Here is a 25,313-nt window from a genome sequence, read left to right as displayed (position 1 = left end):
AATAAGAGTAAATAATATGTCAAAAACCGCCCAAATAACCATTGATGGTCAAACCTACGAGCTGCCGGTTACAGAAGGTAGTGAAAAAGAAAAAGCCATTGATATTAGCTCGTTCAGAGGTCAATCTGGTGTGATCACGCTAGACAGAGGATTTAAAAATACTGGCTCTTGTGAAAGTGCCATCACCTTTCTGGATGGAGAAAAAGGAATTCTTCGTTACCGAGGCTATCCGATTGAGCAGCTGGCGGATCAATCGACATTCCTGGAGGTTGCCTACTTGCTGATCCATGGTGAACTTCCTAACAAGCAAACCTTCGACAAATTTGCTGGTGATATCACGCACCACACATTGGTGAATGAAGACATTAAAAAGATATTGGACGGATTTCCTTCTGCGGCACACCCAATGGGCGTGTTATCTTCATTGATCACTGCACAAACGGCCTTCTACCCTAGCAGTTTGGATCCAAACAGATCTAAGGAAGAAACAGAGCTAAGCATCATTCGGTTGCTTGCTAAAATGCCAACGTTTGCCGCATGGGCCTACAAAAAGAAAGTAGGTCATCCGGTGATCTACCCAAACAATAAGATGGATTACTGTGGCAACTTCCTGAATATGATGTTTGCCCTCCCTGCAGAGGAGTATGAGGTAGATCCGGTCGTTGCAAAAGCGCTTGATAAATTATTGATTCTCCATGCTGATCATGAGCAAAATTGCTCAGCCTCAACTGTGAGAATTGTAGGATCATCTCAGGCTAGTCTATGGGCATCTATTTCAGCGGGCATCAATGCCCTTTGGGGCCCACTGCATGGTGGCGCAAATCAGGCAGTGATTGAAATGCTTGAAAACATCAAAGCAGATGGTGGAGACACCAAGAAATGGATGGCTAAAGCCAAGGATAAGGATGATCCATTCCGTTTGATGGGCTTTGGACACAGAGTATATAAAAACTTTGATCCTAGAGCGAAGATTATTAAGAAAGCAGCCGATGACGTCCTGGATAAACTGGGTGTACATGATCCGGTATTGGATATCGCAAAAGGACTTGAGGAAGAGGCTTTGAAAGATCAATACTTCGTTGACAGAAAGCTATACCCTAACGTAGACTTCTACTCAGGAATTATCTATCGGGCGCTTGGTATCCCTACTGATATGTTCACTGTAATGTTCGCTTTAGGTCGACTTCCGGGATGGATTGCTCAGTGGAAAGAAATGAGAGAGATGGGCGAGCCAATCGGAAGACCAAGACAGGTGTACACAGGAGAAAACGAGCGTGATTACGTCGATGTTTCGAAGAGATAAGCGGTAACATTCACACAAAAATGATAAAAACCCTGACCATTTCCGGTCAGGGTTTTTTCGTTCATTCAATGGATCATACCATTCGTCCTCTCAAACTTACTGCTCATTCATTTGTCATTTAAAATATCTATGTAAGACCAATTGGATTTGTAGACGATAACGGGTTGAGTTACTTTTACTTAAAATTCACCTCAATCACCTAATCATGAGAAAGTTTTCCCATTTTATTCTGGGAGCAATATTAGTTTGCTTCACATGTTCTATTGTCAATGCTCAGCAACTGCGCCCTATTGAACCGTGTTTTCAGGAAGTATTAAGTCCGGCAACAGGATACAAATCTTTATACATCGATGACTGTGGTGGGAACCAGGTTTACGTCTCGATCTCAGGCCCAGGTTCTGTAAATAAAAATGACTATGACTACTACTATGTAAATGTAAGTGGTGGCTCTCACTACTCTACGAGTTACTATGTTTACGGGGGCTCAATAATAAGTCAAAGCAAAACTCAGGTGCGCGTAAGATGGACTTCCGTAGGTAGCCGCAGATATGTACGAGCCATAGCAAGTACTAGTGGGGGTTCATTTACAAGGTATCGATATGTTACGGTTTCCAATCCGGCACCATCAACTCCCTCCTCAATTTCTGTATCTACAAATACTTGCGGAAACAAAACTTTAACAAGAGGAAACCCTCCAAGTGGTGTAACATGGTATTGGCAAACAAGCTCGAGTGGTACTTCCACATCTAACTCATCCAAAAATTACACCCTTACTAGTTCCGGTAGAAGATATTTGAGGGCTCGAGATAATAACAGTGGAACGTGGAGTTCATCTAGTAGAAGTTCAGGTTATATTACTGTCAAACCATACCCTAATTTGCCCTCTTGGGCAATCGTAAGTGTCAGTAATCATTGTGGATACTCAACGATTTATAAATCTGATGTTGCGGAATCGAATAACTGGTATTGGCAAGGGACTAATCCTAATGGCAAGTCCACCTCTAATAATCTGATTTATTATAATGTAGATCAAAGTGGTACCTATTACTTAAGGGCTAGGAGCCCTGAAGGATGTTGGAGTAGCAGCCGTTCTATCAATGTTACTGTTAACAATGGCCCTGCCCAGCCATCTATTAGCTCGATTACCTATGACTTCAATGGAGCCACAGTAACACGAAACAATCCTCCTAGCGGAGTAACATGGTACTGGCATACATCAGCAACTGGCGAAAGTCAATCGAATAGCTCCCCAACTTACTTAATGACTCAGGATAAAAATTATTATTTAAGAGGAATTGATGCGGATGGCTGTTGGGGTGAGAACCTAGTAATTTCATATAGAGCCAAAGAGCCAGATGTAATTACTGCAAACACTGTATCATATAACTCAATTAAAGTTAGCTGGTCTGGGGTTAAGGGAAATGAAACCGGATTTCTAATCAGCAGGTCGGATGAAGAGAATGGAATATATGTACCAATACATACAGTTAGTAGTACGGACTCTGAATACATCGATAGTGATTTGGAAATTAATTCTACTTGGTATTATAGGGTGCAGGCTTTAGTAAATGATCAGAAATCTACAGGCTTACAAATAGTAAACGCTTCAACCGAACGGATGACTCATATACCAGATAATAGATTTAGATGGTATCTCAATAGGAACTATCCTTATGTGGATACCTATGGAGAATATGTAATAACGAGCTCAATAGATACTATGAAAGCTCTATATATTCCTAATGTTTACAATTATAATGATCCACTTACAATTACAAACATGCAAGGAATACAAGATTTCTTAGCAGTAGAAAGGATTAATTTACATCGTCATGACCTTTCTACTCTTGATCTTTCTAATAACATCCAACTAAAGCATCTTACTTATTATAATTACACAGATAATAGAGACTTACCAGACGAATTATCTTGCATTCAGGTTAGTCAAGAAATGCTAGAAAGTACTTCAATTGATTGGAATATTGAGGATTACATCTCTTTATCCCTTGATTGTCAAAGTATACCTCGAACTGAAATACCTGACGGTCAATTTGAAACAATACTTATTGATGAGGGCTATGATAATATTCTTGATGGTTTGGTAAATACAGACAAAATAGAAAATGTAACCAGTCTGGACATTCTATTTGATTCTCATGTATCAGATTTGACTGGAATCGAAGATTTTATATCACTTCAGGAGTTAGAGATTAATGATTCACGCTCCAGTATTACAAGATTAAATCTTTCAAATAATTCAAATTTAAATTCTATAAGGGTTTTTTCAAGAACCTTAGACTGCATAACCGTTTCTGAGGAGCAGTTAAGTGATCCAGATATTTTTTGGCAAACAAATAAGTGGATCGCTATTAGTACAACTATGTGTGACCAACAGACTCATATACCAGCCTATCAATTTAGAAAAGCATTATATGATGAAGAATGGGCTATTTATGATGGGAGTGAATATGTATCTACTGCGGTGGTATCGTTAATTAGAAATCTTGATCTATCTGACTATTCTATCAATAATTTGAAAGGAATTGAAGATTTCACATCTCTTGAGATTCTAAAATGTAGTGGGTGCCCCCTTAGTAATAATAGCCGAAATTCTGTTGAAAATCTTCCAAAACTTAAGTATCTAGACCTGTCACAGGCAAACCTAGATGAACTAGATATATCTAACCTTCAGATGCTAGACGAAGTGCATGTAACAGAAAACAAATGGCTTACATGTATTCAAGTGAATGATGCTCAAATAAATGACCTAGAACTTATCATTGAAAAAGATTTGCATGCAGGCCTTTCATTAGATTGTTCAAATCAGAATTTGACTTACATCCCAGGAGGCAATTTTGAGGCTGCTCTTATAGAATTAGGTTATGATAATAAAGGAGACAACTATGTTGTAACTGATGTTATTAACAAAATAGATTATTTATCTATTTCGAATAAATACATTTATAATTTGACAGGGATAGAGGATTTTGCATCCCTAGAGTATCTGAATATTCAAAATAATGGTATCAGCAACTTAGATTTATCAAAAAATAACAACCTTCTGACTGTTTGGTCTCATGGGAATTTCGGTCTTACATGTATATTGATCAATCCAGAACAGCTTTCTAGTGTCTCTTGGTATACAGATTCATTTACTGGTCTATCTACTGAGATATGTGAGGATATATATATCCCTGACAATAATTTCGAACAAAAATTAATTGATTTAGGGTATGACAACAGACAAGATGATTATGTGTCATTAAGCACAATTAAAAATGTAACAAACCTAAATCTAAATTCAGTGCAAATTGCAAGTCTGCAAGGAATCGAAGGTTTTGAATCACTTGAATATCTCAATTGCTGGAATAATTATTTAACAGAATTAAACCTATCTCAAAACACTAACCTTACAAATGTTTTAGTCCACTTTAATCCTAACCTAAACTGTATTCAAGTAAATGAAGATCAACTAGATTATCATGTTAGCTCATGGTATAAAGACGAGAATGCCGAATGGAGCTTGGATTGTAATCCTACTCCACCAGCTGATCCAATGACATCCAGAGAGTTAGAACAAGTGATTCTATCAGAAGAAGGTTCATCTGTTCAACTCACCCTCTACCCCAACCCGGCGAATGAAGAAATTCATTTAATAGGCGACATCCGGGGAGCTGTTGTTCACATGTATGATTTAAATGGAAAAGAGGTATTGCATGAGGCCAATGATCAGGATACAAGTTTGAATCTTAATTCTTCTTCTTTAAAAGACGGAATTTATCTAATGAGAATAGAGTTAGAATCTGGTCAAATTGAGGAAAGGAAACTGGTGATCAAACACTAGATTATTCCTGAATTTACCCAAAAACCCTGACCATTTCCGGTCAGGGTTTTTTCGTTCATTCAATGGATCATACCATTCGTCCTCTCAAACTTACTGCTCATTCATTGAGTGAGGATTTCTATCGTTTGCTCCCAATTTGCACGTATCATTGTAATGCTATTAAGGAAAATGAAGATGTTTCTCACTTAATCACTCTGGTCTTCTCATGATTCTTTACATAGCTCGCTTGCTCTGACATAGCCGTGTCAGAGCTTTTTTTATTCCATTGCTCGACAAAGGAGCGAGACTTAGGGATCTCAAACCTTTCAAAGGATTCTGATTCTAGTTACTTTATTCTTCTTCAGCTCCAGCCATTGGAAAGGTCTCTTCTTTCACCCCGCTTACATGGCTGTTAATTGCTTTCCATACTCCTTCAACTTTTATCAGGACATTGCTTGATTGGTATTTTGTGATGTAAGCTTCTGATCCATTCACTCCTTTCATGGTCCCGGTTCCTGATACCACGGCAGTTCCATTGTCAAATATGTCAAGCCTCGTGATCTCGAAATCAAACTCATCGTAAGTCGTGCCATATTCTGCGATATAAGCCAGTTCGTCTTCTTTGGAGTATTTGTCTCCATTATCATCTATCAGCTGAAAATCTTCATGCAATAGCTGATTCAGCAGGGCTGTATCTTGTTCGGCATATGCCTTTGGCCACAGTACCGTTTTAAATTCTCTTAAGGTTTCTTCGTCATCATCGGTGATAACCACCGGGTTTGTTGTCGGAGTGGTACATCCAAACAATAGTCCAGCAATGGTTAACGTCAGTAAATATTTCATATGCGTCTTTTAATTAAAAAATGTAAACTACTAAAAATACAACGCTCGTGTAAATTGAACATATTAATTAGGATTTCATTAACATTGGCTATATGTCTGAACAGGAACTCAAAAAAAAGGCAATTGAAGCTGCCTCCAAAGCATATGCCCCGTATAGCAACTTCAAAGTTGGTTCTGCTCTTCTGACCAAGTCAGGGAATGTCTATACCGGATGTAATGTAGAGAATGCCTCTTATGGACTTACCGTATGTGCAGAAAGAAATGCCATTGCCAATGCGATCATAGCAGAAGGTAAAATTGAGATCGAAAAAATAGTGGTATACACCCCAACACCAAAGCCAACTCCACCTTGCGGTGCATGTCGACAGGTCATTCATGAATTTGGAAACCCGGAAGTGAAAAGTTTCTGTGATGGAGATGAATCAAACACTCATCAATCTGATGACCTGCTACCCTATGCCTTTGAACTGAATAAAGATTAATACTTCCGATTAAGTATCTCGCTGTAGATGACCGCCTTCTTTGCTTCTGATGAATTGAGTCCATCCCGGATTTCATCAGCAATGGTCCACTCCTCTTCCTCTTCTGCATCTCCACCTTTAAATAGTCTTGGCTGTCGATAATGCTCATCCGGATCAAACTCCAGATCAGCGCCTTCAGCCATCTTGATCGACTCTTCATAAACACGCCTGCTTTCATCATCAGCAAACGTCCTTCGCTCTCCCTCCAGACGGGTAGCATCTTCCATCTCCTGCTTTTCACTCCTCTTCTCATCTTGTATTACCACAGGCTCTTGCTCGATGGTGGGTTCTTCTACCTGTCTCCCTTCTGTAATCTCCCTTAAAAGATCTTCAAATGATTTAGGTTGATTTTGAGGTGGTCTGTTTTCTGAACCCGGACGTGAATTTGGTTGCTCTTTCTTCTTCTTACCCCTGGTAAGGAAATAAATGACTGCAGCGATTATATACCACCAAAAACTAAAATCGTCCATGTAGCTAAGTTAGGGAAAGTACGGAGAATTAAAGCGTAAAAACTCCAGTTAGTCGTTGATGGTGGACTTAAGCGTAGTGATGATGTTTTCCTTATCGAAAGGCTTACTGAAATATCCAACGATCAGGTTCTGATCAATGGCATCCACCACCTCTTGCGCTCCACCATACCCGGTCAGCAAAAAGCACGGCAAATCCGCTTTCGTTTCCTTCACCTTTCCGATGAATTCGATACCGTCCATTTCAGGCATTCGAACGTCACTCACAATCGCTTTGATTTCATCGTGCTTCTTAATTAACTCAAGCGCTTCTGAGCCAGATGTAGCATTTAGAATCTCGAACTCATTTTTAAAGTTAAATTCAAACAGGGTGATGTTAAACTGATCATCATCTACATACAGAATGGTCGGTTTCTCCATATTTTGCTTTTCGTGCTATCTGGTCAATTAAAAATAAGTGACTTTTATCAAAAAGTTAAGTTAATAGCTGATTTGCTTTTCAGATGTTACAATAATGCAACTAAGATTTTAATTTCCCTCCTATCATTCGATTAAACTTTCAAATAATTACATGAATGATCCATCTGTAAGATGATAATACGAAACTGGGGAAAAATGGTGGATAAATCACTTAAACAAATTAACATTCCTTTCCTCTACTTGCAGCTGAATCTTATATTTTTGTCCGCTTCACCTTTTTAGCCGATTGATTTTACATGCAGTTAACCAAGTTAGAGATAAAGGGTTTTAAAAGTTTTGCAGACCGGGTGGTTATCAATTTCGATGAAGGAATCACCGGTATTGTTGGACCTAATGGTTGTGGGAAATCCAATGTAGTTGATTCAATCCGATGGGTGCTTGGTGAGCAGAAGTCCCGTGTGCTCCGGTCAGATAAGATGGAGAATGTTATTTTCAATGGTACCAAAGCCAGAAAACCAACACAGCTCGCAGAAGTCTCACTTACTTTCAACAATACTAAAAACCTTATCCCTACTGAATACTCACAGGTTACCATTACCCGTCGATATTACCGCTCAGGTGAAAGTGAGTATTTGCTGAATGGGGTGACCTGCCGTCTAAAGGATATCACCAACCTTTTTCTGGACACAGGTATAGCTTCTAATAGCTATGCGATCATCGAACTAAAAATGGTCGACGACATCCTGAATGATAAGGACAACTCCAGAAGAGCACTTTTTGAAGAAGCTGCCGGTATTTCCAAGTTTAAGATCAGAAAAAAAGAAACACTTAAAAAGCTGAGTGATACCGATGCGGACCTGGAACGTGTGGAAGATTTACTTTTCGAGATTGAAAAGAACCTTAAGTCTTTGGAGCGGCAGGCAACTCAGGCGAAAAAGTACTATGAGTTGAAGGATGAGTATAAAAACTCAAGCATTGCGTTGGCCAAAAAGGCAATGAACAATCAGCAAGAGCACTTTGACAGCATTCAGCAATCCATTCAGGAGGAGAATGACAAGAAGCTTGCACTGAATTCCCTGGTCAATGAAAAAGAGGCTGCTATTGAAAAAGCAAAGGCTGATCTAATCAATAAAGAAAAATTGCTTTCCTCAAGACAGAAAACACTCAATGAACATGTGAGTAAGATTCGTCAGTATGAAAGCGACAAGAAAATCAAGAATGAGCGCCAGAAGTTTTTGCATGACAAAATCGAGACGCTGAAAGAGCAAATCAGTCATGATAAGCAAAGCAGCGAACGAGCTGCAGTATCTCTGGAAGGACTGAGAAATGAGGCGCGGGAAGTCGAAAAAGATGTGACGGCTATTCTATCCAAAGTAGAAACCCTGAAAAGCGATTATGAATCTCAAAAAAACCTAACTACTGAATCACAGGAAAAACTCAATTCATTAAACACCTATTTTTCTGAAAAGAAGGATCATCAGTTTCAGCTAAATAAGGAAATTGAAATAAAGGACATCCAGCTGAAGTCCATGATGAGTGAGCTCAGCAAAACCAGTGAAGATACCAGTGAGAAAAGCGCTAATATCGAAGAGTTCAAGAATCGGCTAAATGAAATTACTCAGGAGAAAAGCACTAAGCAGAGCATTTATGATAAGCTCAAGCAGAGCGAGGAAACACTGAAAGAGCAGATCGCTGACACTGAAGAGAAAATCGCTAAGCACAAGGAAGAACTCACTAAAATTAACCGTACCCTTGATGCCCGACAAAATGAATTTAGTCTCACTAAGTCTTTAGTGGATAATCTGGAAGGTTTTCCAGAAGCCATTAAGTTTCTGAAGAAGAACCCCAAATGGAAAGACGCTCCTCTTCTTTCCGATGTATTAAGTTGTCCGGAGGAATATCGGGTAGCGATTGAAAACTTCCTTGAGCCATTCATGAACTACTATATCGTAGAGACCAGGGATGATGCACTGAAGGCTGTCAACTTACTTAGTGAGTCAACGCAGGGGAAAGCCAATTTTTTCATTCTTGAAAACCTGGCTGAGTACACTTCAGGAAAAGTAGAAGCCCCTCATGGAAGTAAATCTGCATTAGAGCTGATAGATTTTGATAAGAAGTATGAGAACCTGATCAAACATCTTCTGTGGAATGTGTACATCACAGCCAACCCCACTCATCCTGGAAATGACAATGTGGTACTGCTTGATAAGGAAGGCAAGGTTACCTTTCGCAAATTCAGTATTTCAGGTGGTTCTATTGGCTTGTTCGAAGGCAAGCGCATTGGTAGAGCGAAAAACCTCGAAAAGCTAGAGGTTGAAATCAAAGACCTAAGAAAAAAGCAAACCGAGGCTGAAGGCTCTGTTGCCAAGCAGCAGGCCATGCTTGATGAACTACGACAGTCTTCCAAAGCACCACAACTGGAAGAACTAAAGGAAGAGCTTGCACAGATCAAAGAGGTAGAAGTCTCTGTACAAACCAAGCAGGAACAGTTTCTTGAATTACTTACCTCTAACAAGAATCGAAGAGAGGACATTCAGCAGCAGATTGTAGATCTTGAGAAATCGCTGGAAACCCTGAAACCTCAGGCTGAGAAAGAACAGCAGGAACTAAAGGAACTTGAAAAGAGTGTTGAAGCTAAAAAGGAAGAAGCGCTAACGCTTCAGGAAGCATTAGACTTAAAGTCCTCAGCGTTTAATGAAGAGAATGTGATATTCCATCAGCGGCAAAATAAATTAAACAGCATTCTGCAGGAGATTTCATTCAAAGAGGAGTCTTATGAAGGCTCATTAGAAAGAATAGAAAAGAACCGTGAAGAGCTGGAAAGTGCAACTGCCAATCTGAATGAACTTGTAAAAAAGAGTACAGCTAGCGACGATGAGCTTGTTTCGATGTATGATGAAAAAGAAGCATTGGAGACAGGCGTAAATGAAGCAGAAAAGGAATACTACGAAGCTCGTAGTATCATTGATGAGGAGGAAAAAAACCTCAGAGAAACCCAGAGAAAGCGTGAAGGAATCGATCATGCACTTATGGAGTGGCAGAATAAACTCAATGAAGCCAAGATGGGCTTAAACTCTGTGAAAGACCGCCTATCTGTGGAGTTTAATATTGATTTGGAGAAGATCAAGGATGAAGACATATCTGACTACAAGAAATTCACAGAAGAAGAGCTTAGAACCAAAGTAGATAAGCTACGAAACAGGCTGGACAATATGGGTCCAATCAATCCAATGGCAATGGAGGCGTTTGAGGAAATTCAGGAGCGACATACTTTTATTATCGAGCAGAAAGAAGATTTGATAAACGCGAAGGAGACACTTCTGACCACAATCAGTGAGATCGATGAAGTAGCCAAAGAAACGTTCATGGAGGCCTTCCATCAGATCAAAGACAATTTCATTAAGGTATTTAGAACGCTCTTCACTGAAGAAGATGATTGTGATCTTACTTTAACAGACCCTGACTCGCCATTGGATAGCTCCATCGACATCATTGCGAAACCAAAAGGCAAACGACCGCTGACGATCAATCAGCTTTCTGGAGGTGAGAAAACACTCACAGCAACCTCACTCCTATTTTCAATCTATTTATTAAAGCCGGCACCATTTTGTATCTTTGATGAGGTAGATGCGCCATTGGATGATGCTAACATTGATAAATTCAATGAGATCATCCGAAAATTTTCTAAGGAGTCACAGTTTATAATTGTAACTCACAACAAACGAACAATGGCAAGCACAGATGTAATTTATGGTGTAACTATGCAGGAACAGGGAGTTTCTAAAGTAGTTCCTGTAGATTTACGAGAGTTAGCTTAACCCAAATAAAAAAATGAAGCTATTCATAAAAGTTTGTTTCATCTTTTTGATCCTTCTGACCTCTTGTGGTGTGAAAAAATCTTCCAAAGAAGAGACAAAACCCAGCCCACCCAAAGAGCAACCTGTACTTGAAAAACGTTCCTTTGATTATCAACCTCGAGTGCCTGAAAATGGTGAACTCAATGCCGTTATTGAACTTGGTTCTTTGGGCCTTAATTACTTCATTGTTGAAATAGATAGCGATGGATGTTGGCGATTGGAAAGGTCTTCATTCGGACGAAGTAATTTTATCTATGGTGTTAACACCAATACGGAGATCATTGCCAATATCAAAGCATTCAAATCTGAAATTGTGAATTACGGTGTTAACCCCCAAAATATTCACTTGATCGCAAGCTCCAGCGTTGTTAAGTCTGAAGATATTCCTGCTTTGAATAGCCAGCTAACCAACGTATCTCTCAAAATCGAAAGTATTAATGCTTCAGATGAAGCTCGATATGCGTTGCTGGCTACCGTTCCCAAAGAATTCGTAGAGGAATCATTTATTGTGGACATAGGATCTGGCAATACCAAATTGGCTTGGGTAGAGGGAGAAGACACTTTAAGCGTGGAAATTCATGGATCTAAATACTTCTTGAGCGAAGTTCAGGATACCACTGTTTTCAGAGAAGTAAGAGATGCCTTGTTACAAGTGCCGGAAAAAAACAGAAACCTGTGCTTTATGTTGGGGGGAATGATCTTTGAATTCGTCAAAGGTGAAATCGAAGGCAGTGACGACCGGTATTTTGTACTTGATCCACCAAATGAATACCCTATCGATAATGAAAAGCTAAAAGCTGCGAATGTCATCTACAATGCACTCTATCTGGAACCTACATTTTCATACATATTTGATCGGGATTCCAATTTTTCCATAGGATATCTCGTCAGTCAAAAACAATAATCTAAGGCTGTCCATTAGGGCAGCCTTTTTTCGTTATTGATTAAAGTATTAACAACTACAATCATGAAGAAAGTATTATCAATTCCAGTTTTTTCCCTTCTCATTATTTCGGTATGTGCTCAGGGCATTACAGATCAGGAAAGAAAAAGTGCATTGAGTCACCTAAAGCAGACAAGTGACGAACTTACGAACCTAGTGAAGGGACTTAGTGACGAGCAGGTGAATCATAAGCAAGAGGAAGACCAATGGTCAATCGCCGAGTGCCTGGAGCATATTGCTATTTCCGAGCAAAACCTGATGGGTATGATCCAAAATAGCATTCAAGGAGACCCTGATCCCATGAAAAGATCTGAGATAGCTATGGATGATGATAAGTTGCTTGGTTTAATCACAAGTCGTGAACAAAAGGTGAAAACCAGGAAGGAGTTCGAACCAACAAACAGTTTCGGTGATTTTTCAGGAACAATAAAAATATTTAAGCAGCGAAGGAAATCGACCATGAAGTTCGTAAAGTCAACCGATCTCAATCTTAGAAACTACTACATGCAATTCCCATTTGGTCTCATCGATTCTTATCAGGGTATCTTGTTTTTATCCGGGCACACAAAGCGTCATACAGATCAAATCAAGGAGATCATTCAAAGCGAGTCGTATCCTCAATAATTAAAAAAGGCCTGAATTTCAGGCCTTTCTTTTTATGATGCGAGTTTTCTTTTCAGTTTTTCAACTCCCTCTCGGGAGATCAGGTGACTGGTTTCTGGGGAGTTCAAATGGTTCTCTGCCAGCTCCAATAGGGTTTTTCTGATCTTTCTAAGACCAGATTCTTTTCTGTTTTCCATCCTTCCGTATGTAGATATTATTGATACGTTCATATTCATTGAAATTAGATATGCTAATCTCCGTGCTTCGGAAGCAAAAATCAATACCCATTTTATGGTAATTTTTCCTATAGGATTTTACGTACTCTCCTCTGAAGTTCAGGCATCATATTGCTTTCGAACCATGGGTTTTTCTTCATCCAAATACGATTTCTGGGAGATGGATGAGGTAAAGGGAAATAATGAGGAAGATATTCTGTGTATGACTTTACAGTTTCAGTGAGGTTGGACTTTGCATTGCTCTTCAAGTAGTATTTCTGTGCATATTGACCAATCAATAGCGTCAGCTGAACGGATTCACAGGCTTGTAAGAGTCTCTCATGCCATAAAGGTGCACACTCTGGTCTCGGAGGCAAATCACCAGACTTTCCGGATCCGGGATAGCAAAACCCCATAGGAACCAGGGCTACCCGTTTCTCATCATAAAAGACACCATCTGAGAGTCCCAGCCAGTTTCGAAGATTTTTTCCACTCGCATCGTCCCACGGGATTCCGGATTCATGTACCCTCCTGCCGGGTGCCTGCCCGATGATCAGCAACTTTGCCGATTTGGAAGCATTAACAACAGGCCTGGGGCTGTGAACAAAAAAGGAGCTACACACGGTGCAGCTCCCTATTTCATTCAAAAGATCTTTCATCGGTTACCGACCCAGCGAGTAAAGCATTCTACCATGTGAAACCAATGCAGACATAAACGTCGGGTAGGATCGATATGGAATATTATACTCCTCAGCAGTCTTTCTTACAATCTTGGAGATTTTCTTATAATGAACGTGGCAAATATTTGGAAACAAGTGATGCTCAATTTGATAGTTCAGCCCACCAGCAAACCATGAAAGCACCTTGTTTTTCTGAGCAAAGTTGCACGTGGTTTTCAACTGATGCACGGCCCAGTTCTCCTCTACCACGTTGGTATCTTCAACATCCTCAAAGGCATGATCCTCCATAACGTGCGCAGGCTGGAAAATAATCGCTAAGCTAAACCCAGCTACATAATGCATTAAGAAGAATCCTAGTACGATGTGGTACCACGCCATCGAACTAAATAGAATTGGTAGCGCAAGAATGTACGAGTAATAAAACAGCTTAGTTATAATCAACCAAATCCATGCTCTTGAAATACTTTTGGTTTGCTTTTTAAGCATTCCATCTTTCGTGTATTGAGCAAGCTGAACTATGTCTTTCACAATAATCCAGCTCATCGTCATGAGTCCATATAGGAACCATGCGTAAATATGTTGCCATTTGTGGTGCTTCTTTATTGGGGTATTAGGATCAAATCGAAGAATTCCTCCTTTTGGAGCAATGTCTTCGTCCATCCCGGTTACGTTGGTATAGGTGTGGTGCTTCACATTATGCTGAATTTTCCAGTTTGTGGCATTGCCCCCTACTACATTAAGTGAATAGCCTACCAGGTTATTCACCCATTTTTTTCTTGAATATGCTCCGTGGTTGGCATCATGCATCACTGAAAGACCAATTCCGGCCTTTCCTAAGCCCATCAAAAATGCCATTAGGTAGAAAACCCAAACGTTTTGAACGATTCCCAAAAGGAACATAAAGTATGGTACGAAGTAAAGTGCGAACATGAAGAAAGTCTTTGTGACCATTTCAAAATTCGCATATCTTCCGTATTTGGAGTTTTTGAAGTAGTGGTTTACCCTTTGATTTAGGGTTTTGTTAAACTCCTCGTGCAAATTGTTTTTAAATCTTACAACTCTTTGACTCATAGTTGTTACTGACATATAATCTAATTATGGTATTCTTTCAAAGTTAAGTAACAAACGTTGGAAATACGGAAATAATTTGACCAATGGCTGTATTTATCTGTCGAGCCAGGATTTAAAGTCACCAACACGCTCTCTAGCCACGATTATTTGATCTTCCTCAAAATGATCAATTACAATTTCCAGTCGTGAGTTAGTAAATGCTATGATGTCTTTGATGAAGTTGATATTAACTATGAATTTTCTGGATATCCTAAAAAACTGGTTTGTATTGATCATTTCCTCCACTTTGTCCAGTGTATAGTCAACTAAAAAACGTTTGCCTGCTTTGGTGAATAGATAGGTGCCCTTATCCTGACTATAAATCAACTGAACGTCAGGAGTTTCTATCGTTTTCAGGTGCTCCCCTACCTTCACCACAAACCGCTCTTTTCCACTAGGTTGCAGTGCTTTCATCAGCTTCTCAAGATCTGAATCTACTACAGGGGCAGGTTTCGGCTTGTCAAAATTTTGCTCGAACTTCTTTATTGCATTGGCAAGCTCTTCATCAGCAATAGGCTTTAGCAGATAATCAACACTATTGGTTTTGAAAGCTTTAAGTGCGAACTCATCATAGGCAGTAGTGAAGATAATGGGCTTCTGGATTTGAATCTGATCGAAAATATCAAATGATAGCCCATCAGCTAGTTGAATATCCATGAATAAAAGGTCATACGTCAACGCAGGCAAGGAAATCGAAGCAGACTCCACAGAGTCAAACTTGGCTACAAACTCATAGTCGGCCCGTATGCTCTCTATCAATGATCTCAGCCTTTTGGCAGCCAGTTGCTCGTCTTCAATGATTATATATCTCATTTATCAAGTGTTAATAGCGGTAATTTCACTTCAAAGTATTCTTCTCCTTTATTTACTTGCACTTTCTTATCCGTCAGGTATTGATAGCGTTCAATCAGATTATTTAGCCCGATTCCGGTTGAATCTTTGACCTTCTTTTCTTTAAGATTATTCCAGATCAAACATGTTTCATCTTCAAAATTGACCTTTATAGTAAGTGGATCTTTTTCACTAACTACATTGTGTTTAATCGCATTTTCAACCAGAATTTGAATGGCAAGTGGGGGTACATATCTTTCTCTCTTTATCTGACCAATATCGATTCGAAGATTATCGCCAAATCGAATTTTTTGTAGAAATGCAAAATTTCTCACAAAACCCATCTCCTCTTCAATTGGGACTACCTCTTCATCCTTACTTTCAAGAACGTACCGATACACTTGTGACAGTTTACGAATAAATTCAACCGCCTTGTCCTGATTGTCATAAACCAATGTACTTAGCACATTCAAGGAATTGAACAGAAAATGAGGATTAACCTGATTTTTCAGGCTATTATATTGAGAGGCCACCTGCTCTGTTTTCAGTCGTTCATTATCTATTGCAGCCTGACGCCATGCAATTAAGAATCCTCTGCCATGCATAAATACATTGATACCTAAAGTAATCCATAATGTATTCCAAAAAGGAGCCCCAGTCGCATCAATTGTTTCGGCCCATGTCTTCCCTAAAACAATGAGATCGAAAAACAGATCAAGTCCCCAGACTGTCAGGTACACGAATATCACTATAGAAATAAGACTTGCCAGAAACCGCTTGATTGGTGCTTTAACCCATGGAATATAAAAATCCCAAAAATCCACCAGTAGCTCACTGCCTTTCCAAAAAAAGATCCAAGCCAGTCCGCTATATGAAAAACTCAGCCAAAAGTTGTATGAAAAGAGAAAAGGTTCTTCCAAACAGTTGTTGCAGAAAACAACCATATTCATTGCACCTCCAAAAGGAAATATTAAAATAGCTCCTATCAGATGCTTTTTCCAATGTTTCTTCCAGTATCCTCTCACAGTGATATGACTATTTCCTGTGCCCCTCTTTTTACTTCAAATTGGCAATCTTCAAAGCTAGGCGGTCCAAACATGCCTCTGGCATTGTTGGAAAAGGCATAGGGTTCAGAAGGGATCCCCATGAAATTAGCGTCCAATTCACCGTTATCATTTTCATCCTGATATATTGAGACCGCATATACTCCCTGGCCTAAACCTTTAAATGAAAACTTCATCGAATTAGCATCAATAGGTCTACCATCACTCATCACTTCTTTGGATAAAAAATGATCTTCATGGTTGTAGATAGCTATCTTCAGTGAGCCTTTTACTTTTTTGATGTTTTCAACTTTTACAATCAGTTCACACTCCACCTGAGAAAAAGCCAAAAGGCACCCTAAAAAAAATACGGAGATTAAGAATAGTCTTTTCATTTTTCTTTTTTCTTCAAAGCTGACACTCACACACCCCAACATCAATTTACTGTTACTCAATTGTCAAATAATGCGGTTGAATTGTAATCTCATTTCAGAAAAGCAATATTAGCAAAAGCAGACCGTAAAAATTTTGAAAAAATGTTATGCATGCAGAGTATTTTAATTATATTTGTTATGCATGCAGAGTATTTTTAACTCAAAAATGAAAATAGATATTAGAATAAAATGGAAGCAGCAGTAGAAAAAACCGCATTGAAAGGTGGTGAATTCCTTATCAAAGAGACACAAGCACAGGATGTCTTTATTCCAGAGGAATTTTCCGAGGAACAAAAAATGATGGCAGCAGCCACATTGGATTTCATCGACAAGGAGATCAATCCCAATACAGAAAGAATCGAAAACATGGAAGAAGGACTAATGCCTTCTTTGATGGATAAGGCTGGGGAGCTTGGACTATTAGGTGTGACTATCCCGGAAGAATACGGTGGATTAGGCATGAGTTTCAATACAGGTATGTTGATTGCCGACATGATGGCATCAGCAGGATCATTCTCCACGGCATATGGTGCACATACAGGAATTGGTACGCTTCCTATTCTTTATTACGGAACAGAAGACCAGAAGACAAAGTATCTTCCAAAACTTGCAACTGGTGAGTGGAAAGCTTGCTACTGTCTTACTGAGCCTGATGCAGGGTCAGATGCTAATTCGGGTAAAACAAAAGCCGTCCTCTCTGATGACGGTAAGCACTATGTGATCAACGGACAGAAAATGTGGATCTCGAACGCCGGGTTCGCTGATGTGTTGATCATTTTTGCCAAAATCGATGATGACAAAAGGCTATCAGCATTTGTAGCAGAGCGAAGCTGGGACGGCATCACCATGAATGATGAAGAGAAAAAGATGGGAATCAAAGGCTCATCTACTCGTCAGGTGTTCTTCAACGACCTTAAGGTTCCGGTTGAAAATCTCCTTTCTGAAAGAGAGAACGGATTTAAAATTGCCGTAAATATCCTGAACATTGGCCGAATAAAACTTGGTGCCGGGTGTATCAATGGTTGCAAAGACGTAGCGACCAAATCTACCCAGTATGCCAATGAAAGAAAGCAGTTTGGCGTATCCATTTCCAGCTTTGGAGCCATCAAGCAAAAGTTGGCTAAAATGGCTACCAGGACTTACGCAACAGAGTCTGCCTCTTACAGAGCAGGTCAAAACATCGAAGACCTAATCGACAAGTTGATATCAGATGGAATGGATGAAACCCAGGCCAAACTTAAAGGTGTAGAGCAGTATGCCATTGAATGTGCAATCATGAAAATACATGGATCCGAAATACTGGATTATGTAGTAGATGAGGGTGTTCAGGTGTATGGTGGAATGGGATTCTCAGAAGAAGCACCTATGGCCAGAGCTTATCGAGATGCCAGAATTACTCGTATTTATGAGGGTACCAACGAAATTAACCGCATGTTGATCGTGGGGATGATGCTGAAGAAGGCAATGAAAGGTGAGATCGACTTACTTGGACCTGCCATGGAAGTAGGCAAAGAATTGACAGGTGTTCCTTCATTTGAAGCACCTGACCTTTCTGTTCCATTGGCCAAAGAGAAGGAAGTTGTTAAGAACCTAAAGAAAGCAGTATTGATGGCAGCTGGGAAAGCTGCTGAGAAATTTGGGCCGAAGCTGGATCAGGAGCAGGAAGTATTAATGGGTCTTGCTGATATGCTGATTGAGGTTTACGTAGCTGAGTCTACCCTGCTAAGAACAGAGAAGCTGATGGAGAAATATGGTGAAGAGGGAAGCACACTATACCAAAATATGGCTAAGCTATATCTGTATGAGGCTGTCACAAAAATCAAAAATGCAGGAGATGAAACCGTAGCATGCTTTGCAGAAGGAGATGAACTTCGTGTAATGCTGATGGGAATGAAACGATTTACAAAGATGGATCCGATCAATACCAAAGTACTAAGACATGCAATCGCGGATGTAATGATTAAGGAAAATAAATACCCTTATTCTTTATACAACTAAGCAAACTCAATTACGTAACTAACAAAACCGACCATTGGTCGGTTTTTTTGTATTCAGGTTTGTTTTAGACGCATTTCAAAATAGCTTTGTGTCAAAGGCAACAGCACCCCCGGAATGATGGAAGAGTTTGATAAGAAGTTAACCACCAAAGAGAAAGCTTTACAGCTAAATCTCGATACTCGAATCTATGGAACGGTAGCCGAGATTGGAGGTGGTCAGGAAGTAGCTGCATACTTTTTCAAAGCTGGTGCTGCATCTGGTACCATCGCCAAAACCATGTCTGCCTATGACATGACCTTTAGTGACGCGATTTATGGGAAATGTGATAGGTACGTTTCTAAAGAGAAGCTACACCGCATGCTTGATCGTGAGTATTCTCTTCTCGACCAGCGCCTGACACAAAGAGCCAAAAAAAGCACCTTCTTTGCGTTCGCCAATACTGTAGAAACAATCAACTATAACCGTAGCAATGTAGGGCATGGATGGTTAGGCATTCGGTTTCAAAAACATTCGCAAACAAAACCAAACGAGTGCATCATTCACGTTACCCTAAAAGACCGTGACGCAGAATGGCAGCAACAGGTGCTTGGTATTGTAGGTGTAAACCTGATCCACTCTTGCTATACTTTCAATACTCCCGAAGAAATTATCGACTCCTTAGTGGATAATGTAAGAAAAGACCGTCTCGAAATAGACATGTTCAGTATATCCGGACCGGATTTCCATCATGTGGATAATCGTCTGATGACACTAAAGCTTGTCAAAAATGGATTGACTGAAGTGGCGATGTTTGGCCCTGACAAAAATGTCATTCTTCCATCGGATATTATTTATAGAAAGAATGCGATTGTTCTTCGTGGTAGATTCCGACCGGTAACTCACGTAAATGTAGATATGATGATTACCGGCATGCGAGCCTTCAAGAAAGAGCTTGGTCATGCAAAAGATATTGTGTCTGTGGTTGAGATAACACTCAAAGATCTGACACTTGCCGGAGAGCTGGATGAGCAGGATTACCTGGACAGGGTAGATCTGCTTTGTTCACTTGGACAAAATGTAATGATCTCCAACTATCAGGAGCACTACAAACTGGCAGGATACTTATCACAGTTCATCAAAGACAAGACTTTAGGTATCATCATCGGCATGAACAACCTGACACAGATATTTGATGAGAAGTACTACAAAAACCTGGATGGCGGTATTCTGGAATCTTTTGCTAGACTTTTCGGAAGTAACGTTAAACTCTTCGTCTACCCTATCATTGATTCTAAATCTGGGGATATCAGGACCGGAAATGATTTTGAACCGGAACGACACCTCCAAAGCTTATTCTATTACTTTATTGAAAATCATAAAATCCTAAGTATTCCTGATGCTAAAACCGAAAACCTCCACATCATCTCAGATCAGGTATTGGATATGATCGAAAATGATGAAAAAGGCTGGGAAGAAATGGTGCCTAACAGAGTGGCTGAGGCGATCAAAGCCAACCACCTCTTCAACTACCCATATCAAATTGAGGTGGACGAAGAGGACATGATTTAACCGGTTGTAAAATTGCCCTTTGTGGGTATCTTCCTTTTGCTATATTTGGCGCTTTAATTAACCCCTAAAAGTCAATATATGAGCACGCGCGGAAACTTTTCCAGCAAACTTGGATTCATCTTAGCAGCAGCAGGTTCTGCTGTCGGTCTTGGAAATATTTGGAAATTTCCTTTCGAGGTTGCTGATGGTGGTGGTGCTGCATTTGTTCTCATTTACTTGGCTTTTGCATTCATTCTATGCTTCCCTGTAATGGTTACAGAGATAGCCATCGGTAGGAAGACGCAGAAAAATCCTGTAGGAGCTTACGCCTCGCTTGGATTTAAAAACTGGAAGTTTCTAGGGTTGATGGGGATCTTGAGTGGTGTATTGATTCTTTCCTTCTACAATGTAGTAGCCGGCTGGGCGTTTGGATACTTCCTGGAGATGGTAAGAGGAAACTTTGGAATTGGAGAAAATTTCTCTCAATTCACCAATGATGTGATCACTGTTGGCCTTTATGGTCTGGTATTTATGGGTGTGACAGCCTTTATTGTCTCTAAGGGTATCTCCGGAGGTATTGAAAAGGCAGCTAAGTTTTTAATGCCTTCACTGGTCATCATGATCCTTTTACTGACTTTTTACGCCTCTTCATTACCTAACGCGATGAAAGGTATCTCTTACTACCTGATTCCTGAGTTTAGTGAGGTTACTCCTGAGGTTATCTATAATGCACTTGGCCAAGCCTTCTTTTCGCTTTCATTGGGGATGGGTGCCTTAATCACATACGGAAGCTATATCTCTAAAAACGATAACATTGTTTCATCTGCGGCATATATCACCCTTACAGATGTAGGGATAGCTTTTCTTGCTGGTTTAATGATGTTTCCTTTTGTAGCATATCTAACAGATGGAACAATGGAGGGTTTCTCGGGAGGACCCGGGTTGATCTTTGTCACACTTCCTGGCGTTTTTGAATCATTGGGCTCAACACTTGGAATGATCGTAGGCTCACTGTTTTTTCTTCTTTTATCTTTTGCAGCTCTTACCTCAACCGTATCACTACTTGAGGTTCCGGTAACCTACGTGGTAGACGAGTACAAGGCAAGCAGAAAAACTTCTGTGTGGTTAATTGCAACCTTGATATTCTTACTTGGAGTACCATCACTGATTTCAAATGGATACTCAGACTTGTTTACAAACTTCATTACTTATGTAGGAGCTTCTGCCCCTGCAAGCTTCATGACATTTGTTGAGCACGTAGGATCTGACACGTTGCTTCCGCTAGGTGGAGTGTTGATCACCATTTTTGCCGCATACGTGTGGAAGAAACATAATCTAATTGAGGAACTTAGACAGGGAAATCCTAAGTTGGAGGGTACCTGGAAAGAAAAGTATATTGATTTTGCGGTGAGTTACCTCTGCCCGGTTCTATTAACACTGGTATTCATTTTTACTTTCCTTGGAAGATTCTTCGGGGTGAACTTCTTCTAGATTATTCTTTAATAAACGTACCCGGATCTCTGCCATTAAAATAGATAACATATCGTCCCTGACGTAGAACAGTGACATCTATTTCTTTGCCCTGGCCTTCCAAGACTAACTTTTGTCCATCATTATAGATTTCATAATGGGTGACTCGGGAGAGATAAAGCCTTGTTTTGGCTGACTTTGGTTGAAACTCTACCGGTTCCGGGTAGTGATCGTATTCTACTTCTCTCGAATACAAATAATCATTTCTCCTTCCGGGAGGAAAATTATAACGAACACGGTACTTATTGGCTCCTTCATCCAAATTCGGATAATACGTATACTGAGCACCTTCATATCGACCTAGTGCTTCTCTGATTTCCTGATCCACCCACACCCCATTCATTAGTTTCTCTATTTCAAACTCTCCCGCTCCAGACTCTCCTTTCGTGCTCCAAACAAGGGCACTATCAGTGAGCGAAACATCTACAAATCGAAAAATTGTATGAAAGAGAATAGCTTCGGGATTAATGATAGCGGGTGCGCAAACAGAGTCTTTGTGTACCAAGCGGACTTTCACTGGGGTGTACAGATCATACCCTTTAAAATCAATTTTAAGTGCACTAAGATTGTAATTGATATCTACTTCACGTTCATTGATAAATACCTTATCCACGCAAAACTTTCTGTCCGTTCTATCAAATGGGTTTTGAATAAATAGTGTCTCACCCTGAAATACCCCAGCGAGATTGGTTTCATTTTTTGATGCTACCTGAGAAAAAACAGTGCTTGAGCTCAAAACAGCTAGTGCGAAGAAATACGCTACTCTACTCATTTTAGATTTTTCTCTTTATCACTCCAAACATGGTGCTATCGATGTGAAAAGTATCAATTATTTCGATGAGTACACGTAATAACCCATCTAAAAAATTCGTTATTTGAATTAAACCAAGATTATTTATTCATATTTTTACATTTCAACCAGCTGTATAAGATCATAATATCATGAGTGATACGCTTCTTATATGGTTCAATCCTGATGCTCAAATCTATGAGGCGGGCCCTTATGTTGACTATAAATCGATAGCAACTGGGAGTCTTAATCAAGATCGCTTTGAGGTGCTCTATGAATTCAACAGGGAAACCGTTTCTGTGGCTGATAAGATTCTAAACGCGCTAAATATCGCAAGGACAAATTCACTCTTCCTCAATTTATGATCAGGTAAATTCATAAATTAGCCTCCTAATGAAAAGGTGGCTCTTACTTCTTTATCTTGTTGCAACTGGCTGCAGTCCCAAGATTGTTTCCTATGTGAATGAGAGAGCAAAATTTGGTCAATTTGAGACCTATCGTTTGGTTTCAGCCAAGTCCGAATCAAAAAATGTAACGCCTGAGAATACTACCATCTTTGACCTAATTAAAGAAAATATACATCAACAAATGACCCGACGCGGTTATGAAATTTCAAACGTCACCCCTGATCTGACCTTGAGGTATGAAGTTACCTCCAACACTCGAGTAGAAATCAACAATAATCAGGTGAACCCCTATTTCTATCAACCTTTTCCGGTAACAACCCGAACAATCTACCAATCGATTCTTCTGTTGGAATTGTTTGACTCTAACAACAAACTAGTTTGGCAAGGAAGCTATGACCTGAAGCAAGAGAAGAAAGAAAAAAAAGTTTCCAAGGCTATCAATCGGGCAGTAGGTTATATCTTCACAACTTATCCTTATCGTGCCTTGTCAGGTCAACAGGATGAGTCACTAAAAACCATTGAGAAGTAAAGAGAAAGAAATCACGGAATGACAGATTACGGATTTTGGTCCCTGGTACCACCCATCCTCGCAATTGGCCTTGCTATAAAAACCAAACAGGTCGTATTTTCTCTTTCATTGGGAATTTTTGTTGGTTATCTGATCATCCAGGGAGGTGATTTTTTTGAAGGGTTTCTATCGACCATTAGCGCGTTTGTGGAGGTATTTCAAAGCCTGGGTAATACCCGGACAATTATTCTAACACTCATTATTGGGGCACTGATCCAACTAATCAAGTTCTCCGGAGGCATCAATGGATTTATCAACTGGGTGCAAAAACGATTATCGGGAAAGAAGAATTTCAAAGGTAAAATACAGGCCACCTCTGCTCTCACCGGGTTTCTGATATTCGTAGAGTCAAACATTTCCATCCTGACCGTTGGAACCATCTTTAGACCATTATTCGATAAGCATAAAATTCCACGAGAAAAGCTTGCGTATTTGGCAGATTCCAGTTCCGCTCCATCGTGTGTGTTGTTTCCCCTTAATGCATGGGGAGCATATGTAATGGGGCTGCTTGTTGCATTTCCAAATGTAGATCCTTTTACCACCCTGGTATACTCTATTCCATTTAACTTCTATGCCATACTCACCTTGGTGTTTGTGTTTTGGCTATCGCTATCCGGGAAAGAATTTGGAGAGATGAAAAAAGTAGCTGAACAGCTACCGAATGAGGAAGCGAATGAGGCTGACCCTACAGCCGGGAAATCAACTTCTCCCTTAAACATGATTGTGCCCATCGCAGTGATGGTGCTAACCATGCCACTTTTCTTAATCTATGGAGGTTGGGATGCGTCGGTCACAGGTGGGATTTCAGACAAAATATGGTATAGCATCAGTAATGGATCTGGCTCTGAAGCTGTGCTTAATGCCTGCTTTACAGGTTTTTTGACAGCTGCAATTATGTATGCTTTCCAAAAGATGCTCACCATAAAGACATTCATTGATCAGTCATTCAAGGGAATGAGTGACATGCTTGTGATGGCCATACTGATGGTGCTGGCTTTTGCCATCGGTAATCTATGTAACGAGCTTGGGACGGGCATTTACGTTTCCAGGGTGACCTCTTCGTGGTTGATACCAGAGGTAGCACCCGCATTGATCTTTGTCATCAGCAGTTTTATCGCTTTTGCCACCGGTACCTCCTGGGGAACCTTTGCAATTATGATATCAATTGGTGTGCCATTAAGCTTTGCAGTCGATGCAAATCTTTATTTGGTGATCGCCGCGGTACTGGGCGGTGGAGTCTTTGGTGATCATTGTTCACCAATCTCTGACACCACACTAATTGCCTCTGTTGCATCAGGATGTGATCATATTGATCATGTTAGAACGCAGCTTCCATATGCGCTTTTTACCGGTGGGTTGGCAATCGTTTGCTACCTCATCACTGGATTCATTGTATAACT

22 protein-coding genes are annotated in these 25,313 nt (G+C 40.1%); 12 read left to right on the top strand and 10 right to left on the bottom strand.

The window, feature by feature from the left end; translation table 11 throughout:
- Positions 1-16: 16 nt before the first annotated feature.
- Positions 17-1,303 carry a citrate synthase gene (locus tag ACP14Y_RS18030; RefSeq protein ID WP_424964293.1) on the top strand — a complete coding sequence of 429 codons (1,287 nt, stop codon included), beginning with the start codon at positions 17-19 and terminating at the stop codon, positions 1,301-1,303.
- A gap of 205 nt (positions 1,304-1,508) precedes the next feature.
- On the top strand, positions 1,509-5,147 hold the full coding sequence (locus ACP14Y_RS18025) for a T9SS type A sorting domain-containing protein (protein WP_424964292.1): 3,639 nt from the start codon (positions 1,509-1,511) through the stop codon (positions 5,145-5,147).
- A 330-nt stretch (positions 5,148-5,477) separates the two neighbouring features.
- Here the strand turns inward: ACP14Y_RS18025 and ACP14Y_RS18020 are convergent, their stop codons facing one another.
- Positions 5,478-5,969 carry a nuclear transport factor 2 family protein gene (locus ACP14Y_RS18020; protein ID WP_424964291.1) on the bottom strand — a complete coding sequence of 164 codons (492 nt, stop codon included), beginning with the start codon at positions 5,967-5,969 and terminating at the stop codon, positions 5,478-5,480.
- A gap of 92 nt (positions 5,970-6,061) precedes the next feature.
- Between ACP14Y_RS18020 and ACP14Y_RS18015 the strand changes: the two genes are divergently transcribed.
- The gene (locus ACP14Y_RS18015) at positions 6,062-6,451 is read left to right on the top strand and encodes a cytidine deaminase (RefSeq protein WP_424964290.1); all 390 of its coding nucleotides are present in this window, start codon (positions 6,062-6,064) and stop codon (positions 6,449-6,451) included.
- Here the strand turns inward: ACP14Y_RS18015 and ACP14Y_RS18010 are convergent.
- Together ACP14Y_RS18010 and ACP14Y_RS18005 are read right to left on the bottom strand one after the other, a co-directional pair.
- On the bottom strand, positions 6,448-6,960 hold the full coding sequence (locus ACP14Y_RS18010; protein WP_424964289.1) for a hypothetical protein: 513 nt from the start codon (positions 6,958-6,960) through the stop codon (positions 6,448-6,450). The genes ACP14Y_RS18015 and ACP14Y_RS18010 overlap by 4 nt on opposite strands.
- A gap of 48 nt (positions 6,961-7,008) precedes the next feature.
- Positions 7,009-7,377 carry a response regulator gene (locus tag ACP14Y_RS18005; protein ID WP_349567233.1) on the bottom strand — a complete coding sequence of 123 codons (369 nt, stop codon included), beginning with the start codon at positions 7,375-7,377 and terminating at the stop codon, positions 7,009-7,011.
- 296 nt (positions 7,378-7,673) lie between these two features.
- Between ACP14Y_RS18005 and smc the strand changes: the two genes are divergently transcribed.
- The 3 genes from smc (at position 7,674) to ACP14Y_RS17990 (ending at position 12,801) form a co-directional block, all read left to right on the top strand.
- Positions 7,674-11,195, top strand: a complete 3,522-nt coding sequence (gene smc, locus ACP14Y_RS18000) for a chromosome segregation protein SMC (protein WP_424964288.1) — start codon at positions 7,674-7,676, stop codon at positions 11,193-11,195.
- 13 nt (positions 11,196-11,208) lie between these two features.
- Complete coding sequence (locus ACP14Y_RS17995) at positions 11,209-12,138, top strand: hypothetical protein (RefSeq protein ID WP_424964287.1); 930 nt, start codon at positions 11,209-11,211, stop codon at positions 12,136-12,138.
- Between the two features lie 63 nt (positions 12,139-12,201).
- Positions 12,202-12,801 carry a DinB family protein gene (locus ACP14Y_RS17990; RefSeq protein ID WP_424964286.1) on the top strand — a complete coding sequence of 200 codons (600 nt, stop codon included), beginning with the start codon at positions 12,202-12,204 and terminating at the stop codon, positions 12,799-12,801.
- 32 nt (positions 12,802-12,833) lie between these two features.
- Here the strand turns inward: ACP14Y_RS17990 and ACP14Y_RS17985 are convergent, their stop codons facing one another.
- From ACP14Y_RS17985 to ACP14Y_RS17960, 6 genes are all read right to left on the bottom strand, one after another.
- On the bottom strand, positions 12,834-13,010 hold the full coding sequence (locus ACP14Y_RS17985; RefSeq protein ID WP_424964285.1) for a hypothetical protein: 177 nt from the start codon (positions 13,008-13,010) through the stop codon (positions 12,834-12,836).
- 74 nt (positions 13,011-13,084) lie between these two features.
- Positions 13,085-13,654 (bottom strand): uracil-DNA glycosylase family protein, encoded by a 570-nt coding sequence (locus tag ACP14Y_RS17980; RefSeq protein ID WP_424964284.1) that lies wholly within the window; start codon positions 13,652-13,654, stop codon positions 13,085-13,087.
- A 3-nt stretch (positions 13,655-13,657) separates the two neighbouring features.
- On the bottom strand, positions 13,658-14,761 hold the full coding sequence (locus tag ACP14Y_RS17975; RefSeq protein WP_424964283.1) for a fatty acid desaturase family protein: 1,104 nt from the start codon (positions 14,759-14,761) through the stop codon (positions 13,658-13,660).
- 78 nt (positions 14,762-14,839) lie between these two features.
- A complete protein-coding gene (locus ACP14Y_RS17970) occupies positions 14,840-15,598 on the bottom strand; it encodes a LytR/AlgR family response regulator transcription factor (RefSeq protein WP_424964282.1) in 759 nt (252 codons plus the stop codon).
- Positions 15,595-16,641, bottom strand: coding sequence for a sensor histidine kinase (locus tag ACP14Y_RS17965; protein WP_424964281.1), 1,047 nt, complete (start codon positions 16,639-16,641; stop codon positions 15,595-15,597). Before ACP14Y_RS17965 ends, ACP14Y_RS17970 begins: the two co-directional genes overlap by 4 nt.
- Positions 16,638-17,054, bottom strand: coding sequence for a DUF2141 domain-containing protein (locus ACP14Y_RS17960; RefSeq protein WP_424964279.1), 417 nt, complete (start codon positions 17,052-17,054; stop codon positions 16,638-16,640). The genes ACP14Y_RS17965 and ACP14Y_RS17960 overlap by 4 nt, the downstream gene beginning before the upstream one ends.
- A gap of 228 nt (positions 17,055-17,282) precedes the next feature.
- Between ACP14Y_RS17960 and ACP14Y_RS17955 the strand changes: the two genes are divergently transcribed.
- The 3 genes from ACP14Y_RS17955 (at position 17,283) to ACP14Y_RS17945 (ending at position 22,109) form a co-directional block, all read left to right on the top strand.
- Entirely contained in the window at positions 17,283-19,091 is a 1,809-nt protein-coding gene (locus tag ACP14Y_RS17955; protein WP_424964278.1) for an acyl-CoA dehydrogenase family protein, read from the top strand.
- Positions 19,092-19,205: 114 nt separating this feature from the next.
- Complete coding sequence (locus ACP14Y_RS17950; protein ID WP_424964277.1) at positions 19,206-20,639, top strand: TonB-dependent receptor; 1,434 nt, start codon at positions 19,206-19,208, stop codon at positions 20,637-20,639.
- Between the two features lie 78 nt (positions 20,640-20,717).
- Entirely contained in the window at positions 20,718-22,109 is a 1,392-nt protein-coding gene (locus ACP14Y_RS17945) for a sodium-dependent transporter (protein WP_424964276.1), read from the top strand.
- 1 nt (position 22,110) lies between these two features.
- Here the strand turns inward: ACP14Y_RS17945 and ACP14Y_RS17940 are convergent, their stop codons facing one another.
- Entirely contained in the window at positions 22,111-22,920 is an 810-nt protein-coding gene (locus tag ACP14Y_RS17940) for a hypothetical protein (RefSeq protein ID WP_424964275.1), read from the bottom strand.
- A 170-nt stretch (positions 22,921-23,090) separates the two neighbouring features.
- Here ACP14Y_RS17940 and ACP14Y_RS17935 point away from each other — a divergent pair, with 170 nt between their 5' ends.
- Genes ACP14Y_RS17935 through ACP14Y_RS17925 form a run of 3 tightly spaced genes read left to right on the top strand, consistent with a single transcriptional unit; the run spans position 23,091 to position 25,311 of the window.
- Complete coding sequence (locus tag ACP14Y_RS17935) at positions 23,091-23,303, top strand: hypothetical protein (RefSeq protein WP_424964274.1); 213 nt, start codon at positions 23,091-23,093, stop codon at positions 23,301-23,303.
- A gap of 28 nt (positions 23,304-23,331) precedes the next feature.
- Entirely contained in the window at positions 23,332-23,874 is a 543-nt protein-coding gene (locus ACP14Y_RS17930; protein ID WP_424964273.1) for a DUF4136 domain-containing protein, read from the top strand.
- Positions 23,875-23,892: 18 nt separating this feature from the next.
- Complete coding sequence (locus ACP14Y_RS17925; protein WP_424964272.1) at positions 23,893-25,311, top strand: Na+/H+ antiporter NhaC family protein; 1,419 nt, start codon at positions 23,893-23,895, stop codon at positions 25,309-25,311.
- Positions 25,312-25,313: the final 2 nt, after the last annotated feature.

Source organism: Ekhidna sp. (assembly GCF_965247405.1).
Taxonomy (GTDB): domain Bacteria; phylum Bacteroidota; class Bacteroidia; order Cytophagales; family Cyclobacteriaceae; genus Ekhidna.
The sequence above is the reverse complement of the archived record's forward strand: the minus strand, read 5'-3'. Positions and strand labels throughout refer to the sequence as shown.